Below are 4,517 nucleotides of genomic sequence, written 5' to 3' on the forward strand. Positions count from 1 at the left end.
AGTATCTTCCACCGCATTGAGCAGCATCCCCGAAACGTGATCCAGATGCGGGTGTGAAATGAAGTAGCCTTTGATGTATTGTTTCAAAACAATATCACTTGAAACCGAAAAGGCACCTTGCTCCACTGCTGATCTGATTCCGTTGGTTACAGTACCTGCATCCAGGCAAACAAATGCATTTTCGCCCGCTGGTGCAACCATATAGGAAGACAAATTCCCATCATTTACCCCGCCTTTTACACCTAATGGAACTACCCTGAATGCATTTTGACCATAACCCGGAACCCAACAGCACAGGAGCATAATAATAACAAAAAGCAGTGTTCGCATGATTTTAATAACTATTTCCGACGGACCTTTTTGGTTAAAGGTAGCTAATTGCTTTTAAAACGGCTTGTTATGAAAATTGTCACTCTGGTATTCCCACACCAGTTATTCAGGCAAAACCCGGCAGTAAGTGCCGGACGAAATGTGGTAATGGTTGAGGAATTCCTGTTTTTCAAACAATTCAATTTTCATAAACACAAGCTGTTTTACCACCGAGCTTCCATGCAGGCGTACCGGCAGTTTTTGGAAGAACAGGAACTGCACGTTGAATACATTGAAGCTTCCGAAAGTCGCAGTGACGTAAGAAAGCTGGTTCCCTATCTCAAAAAGCAGGGTGTAACTGAAATCCATTATGTGAATGTAACTGACGATTGGCTGGAAAAGAGGCTCGAAAAGTCAGCCAGGGCAGCAGGTATTGAGCTGGTATCTTACGAAACGCCCATGTTTATCAATACGCGGGAAGATCTGGACAGGTATTTTATCAACAAAAAGCGCTACTTCCAGGCAGATTTTTATGCAAACCAACGGAAACGTTTGAAGATCCTCGTCGACGAAAATGAAGAACCTGTGGGCGGCAAATGGAGCTTTGATACTGAAAACCGGTTGAAATTCCCTAAAAAGCAATTGCCCCCGGAAATCAGGTTCCCGGCGCAGAATGAGCTTTACAATGAAGCCGGCGTGTATGTTGAGAAGTACTTTGGAAAAAATTACGGGCTGGTACCGGGGCAAATCCGCTTCCCGGTCACGCATGAGGAAAGCCAATTGTGGCTCGACCAATTCCTAAAAAACCGTTTTGAAGAATTCGGGAAATATGAAGATGCAATTGTAACCTCCGAGCATTTCCTGCACCACAGCCAGCTTACCCCGATGCTGAATGTGGGCCTGATCACGCCGAAGGAGGTAATTACGAAATCCCTGCGCTATGCCGAGAAGCACGATATTCCATTTAATTCACTGGAAGGTTTTATCCGGCAGGTAATTGGCTGGCGGGAGTTTATGCACGGGGTTTATGAAAATAAAGGCAGCCGCGAGCGGACGCGCAACTATTGGGGTTTTACCCGGAAAATCCCGGAATCGTTCTGGGAAGGCACTACGGGCATTGAACCGGTAGATATTACCATTAAAAAAGTACTCGCGACGGGCTACTGTCACCACATCGAAAGGCTGATGGTAATGGGCAATTTCATGCTGCTCTGCGAGTTTGATCCCGACGATGTGTACCGCTGGTTTATGGAGCTTTTTATTGATGCTTACGATTGGGTGATGGTACCTAATGTGTATGGAATGAGCCAGTTTGCCGACGGTGGCTTGCTGTCGACCAAGCCGTATATCAGTTCGAGTAACTATCTCTCCAAAATGAGTGATTACAAAAAAGGGGAATGGCAGGAAATATGGGACGGACTTTTCTGGCGGTTTATGGACAAGCAACGTAAGTTTTTCTCCCACAATCCAAGGTTAAGTATGCTTTTGAGAACCTTTGACAATATGTCGGACGAAAAGAGAAAAGCGCATCTTGACAATGCAAATGCCTTCCTGAAAAAGCTGGACAGTTGATGATCCGGCTAAATCAGTCGATATTGCATTGAATGCAATTGCCTTTTTATGCTTGAAATTATACGAACCACCAGCAACAACCCCAACTTCACCAGGCTGACCGACCAGCTTGACGACGAGCTATGCGCCATTTACAATACCAAAAAAGAGGATTTCGAAGATTACAACCGCATTACAGACCTGAAAACAGTGGTACTTGCTTACGAGGAAGAAGAACTAGTGGGTTGCGGCTGTTTTAAAAAGCTGGATGAAACCACGCTTGAATTGAAACGCATGTTTATCAAGCCTGCATTCAGAGGCCGCGGCATTGCTTCTGCTATTGTTCAGGAACTTGAAAAATGGGGCTTGGAGCTGGGTTATACATCCGCATTCCTCGAAACAGGAAAAGGCCAGCCGCAGGCGATACAACTTTACCAGAAGCTGGGCTACGAACAAATCACCGATTTTTTAGAGTATGAAGTCTCGGATTACAGTGTTTGTATGCGGAAGAAGCTGATTGATTTGTAAGTTTTAAATGATGATTCAGAACATCGCGGGTACTTTCGACTTCTGTTTAACAGCGGCAATAAACGGAATGTCGGGCCTTTGATTCCCATTCCGATCTAAAGAAAGCTTCGCATCACTGATACAGAAGGTTCCTGCAACATCTTTTTGTTTAAGTTTCATTTCGTACACAAGAAGCTCGACCATACCCTGGAAAGTTCTGGGCGGTTCAATGGGATAATGCTCCTTTTCATAAGCTTGGGCGGCAAGCGCCAGTGTACGGATTTTCTCTGATTCGTCAGGCGAAAGATTAGCTTCGCCTTTGTTCATCAAATCCAGAATTTCGGCCATTATGAGCTCATATTCTTGCTCGTCTTTGATATGTTGAAAGTCTATGTCCATAATTATTTTCTTTTAAAATGGATTGTAGAAGCATCAATTTTGTCGTATTCAGCATGCGTGCCTATAAACAGAATGTATAACGTCCGGATATTGAATTTAATCAGTGCTACCAATCTGTACTTATTTCCCTTTATATTGAAAACGTATCTGTCATTTCCAACAGCATCAATGGAGTTGAAAACTTCCCTGACTTCATGAAAATGTGACCAATTTGCCTTTTCAACTATTTTATGCCAAACATTCAATGCTTCCAGTGCGTCGGGATATCTTTTTCCAAATTCCCTGATGGCCCTATAACTTATAATAACCATCGCATACGCATAATTGAAGTTAACAAAATTTAGAATTACTGAAAAGTTTATAGAACCACGAAAACATGCCTACCCTCGAAACTCCTCCATTTTACCAAAAGTTATCACTTTCCCTGCTGGCGATCGGCTTGATTATGGCGGGCATTTATCTGGGAGCAGATATCATTGTTCCACTGGCACTGGCGGGATTAATAGCGGTTTTGCTGCGACCGGTGGAAAGCTGGCTGATGAAGATGGGAATGCCGAAGGTGGTGGCAATAACCCTCGCCGTGTTGCTGGCTGTATTGATCGTCTCCGCCGTGGGCGTGCTGCTTTCCATGCAACTTGCAGATTTCTCGGACGAGCTTCCCAAGCTTAAACGGAACATCAACGAATTTTACCACGACGCCCGCCGCTGGATCCGCCGCGAATACAGCGTTACCTACCGCCAGCAAGCCGAATACCTCAAAAATGCACAGACCAAAACGCTTGAAAACTTCCAGGGAACAGAAACGCTGGGCGCCGTCACCGGTCCGCTCACTACCTTGATCCTGATCCCCATTTATGCATTCCTGCTGCTCTACTACCGCACGATGCTGCTCCATTTTATGGTAGTTCTTTTTGCCGAGGAGCATAAAGAAAAGATTTTGGAAGGGTTAGGGCAGATCAAGGCGATTATCCAGAGTTATATGGTCGGGCTGCTGCTGGAAACTGCTGCGGTGGCTGTACTGAACTCCATTGGTTTGCTGATCCTGAATGTGCAATATGCTGTGCTGCTTTCCATTATGGCGGCAATCCTCAACCTGGTACCTTACATTGGCGGGATTGTGGCGACGGTACTCGCGGTACTGGTAACCTTTATCAGCCACCCCGAAACGGATACTGTTTTGGGCGTTGTCGGTGTTTTTATTGTAGTGCAGTTTATCGATAATAACTTCCTCGTCCCCGTGATTGTGGGTTCAAAAGTCAAGATCAATGCATTGGTATCCATTGTTGGTGTGCTGGTAGGCGGCGCGCTGGCAGGGTTGTCGGGTATGTTTTTGTCAATTCCTGCGATTGCGATGATGAAGGTGGTTTTTGATCGCGTGGACAACCTGAAACCGTGGGGTATTTTGCTAGGCGACCAAACGCCCGAGCAGGAGAAAAAAGCCCTGTTCAAGCTGGTAAGGCGCAAAAAGATGATTGAAGAGGAATAAAAAAGGCAGACAGAAAACCTGCCTGCCTTGCAATTGCATTGTTGTTGTTACATCGCAAACTGCTTGGTTTCAACCTCCGCTTTCAAATCGTGCAGCAGACTGAACAAACCAAAGAATGTACGATTGATGTAAATAAAATGTTTAGATCCGCGGTTCATATTCATTTTCCGCAACTCTTTATCATTTGCATATTTTTCACCCAGCTCAGCCAGTCTTCCGAAAAAGCTTTCGTCTGCAAAGTCAAATTTCTCAGAATTAAATGGCT

5 protein-coding genes and 2 pseudogenes are annotated in these 4,517 nt (G+C 45.0%); 3 read left to right on the forward strand and 4 right to left on the reverse strand.

What is annotated here, in order from left to right:
• A pseudogene (locus ACTIE6_RS18580) lies at positions 1-330 on the reverse strand (3',5'-cyclic-nucleotide phosphodiesterase); the annotation flags it as partial.
• A gap of 69 nt (positions 331-399) precedes the next feature.
• On the opposite strand from ACTIE6_RS18580, the gene ACTIE6_RS18585 reads away from it, so the two are divergent.
• On the forward strand, positions 400-1,881 hold the full coding sequence (locus ACTIE6_RS18585; protein ID WP_439558068.1) for a cryptochrome/photolyase family protein: 1,482 nt from the start codon (positions 400-402) through the stop codon (positions 1,879-1,881).
• Between the two features lie 48 nt (positions 1,882-1,929).
• On the forward strand, positions 1,930-2,388 hold the full coding sequence (locus ACTIE6_RS18590; protein WP_439558069.1) for a GNAT family N-acetyltransferase: 459 nt from the start codon (positions 1,930-1,932) through the stop codon (positions 2,386-2,388).
• Between the two features lie 15 nt (positions 2,389-2,403).
• Here the strand turns inward: ACTIE6_RS18590 and ACTIE6_RS18595 are convergent, their stop codons facing one another.
• Together ACTIE6_RS18595 and ACTIE6_RS18600 are read right to left on the reverse strand one after the other, a co-directional pair.
• A complete protein-coding gene (locus ACTIE6_RS18595; protein ID WP_439558070.1) occupies positions 2,404-2,766 on the reverse strand; it encodes a hypothetical protein in 363 nt (120 codons plus the stop codon).
• 2 nt (positions 2,767-2,768) lie between these two features.
• Positions 2,769-3,077: a type II toxin-antitoxin system HigB family toxin gene (locus ACTIE6_RS18600; protein WP_439558071.1), complete on the reverse strand. Its 309-nt coding sequence runs from the start codon at positions 3,075-3,077 to the stop codon at positions 2,769-2,771.
• A 65-nt stretch (positions 3,078-3,142) separates the two neighbouring features.
• On the opposite strand from ACTIE6_RS18600, the gene ACTIE6_RS18605 reads away from it, so the two are divergent.
• Positions 3,143-4,252 carry an AI-2E family transporter gene (locus ACTIE6_RS18605; RefSeq protein WP_439558072.1) on the forward strand — a complete coding sequence of 370 codons (1,110 nt, stop codon included), beginning with the start codon at positions 3,143-3,145 and terminating at the stop codon, positions 4,250-4,252.
• Between the two features lie 47 nt (positions 4,253-4,299).
• Here ACTIE6_RS18605 and ACTIE6_RS18610 read toward each other — a convergent pair.
• Positions 4,300-4,517: pseudogene (locus tag ACTIE6_RS18610) on the reverse strand (AarF/ABC1/UbiB kinase family protein); the annotation flags it as partial.

This window comes from Dyadobacter sp. (assembly GCF_051859145.1).
In the GTDB taxonomy this organism is placed as follows: domain Bacteria; phylum Bacteroidota; class Bacteroidia; order Cytophagales; family Spirosomataceae; genus Dyadobacter.

Coding starts and splice junctions, on each gene's coding strand:
- ACTIE6_RS18585 (WP_439558068.1), top strand. CDS start 400: ATGAAAATTGTCACTCTGGTATTCCCACACCAGTTATTCAGGCAAAAC.
- ACTIE6_RS18590 (WP_439558069.1), top strand. CDS start 1,930: ATGCTTGAAATTATACGAACCACCAGCAACAACCCCAACTTCACCAGG.
- ACTIE6_RS18595 (WP_439558070.1), bottom strand. CDS start 2,766: ATGGACATAGACTTTCAACATATCAAAGACGAGCAAGAATATGAGCTC.
- ACTIE6_RS18600 (WP_439558071.1), bottom strand. CDS start 3,077: ATGGTTATTATAAGTTATAGGGCCATCAGGGAATTTGGAAAAAGATAT.
- ACTIE6_RS18605 (WP_439558072.1), top strand. CDS start 3,143: ATGCCTACCCTCGAAACTCCTCCATTTTACCAAAAGTTATCACTTTCC.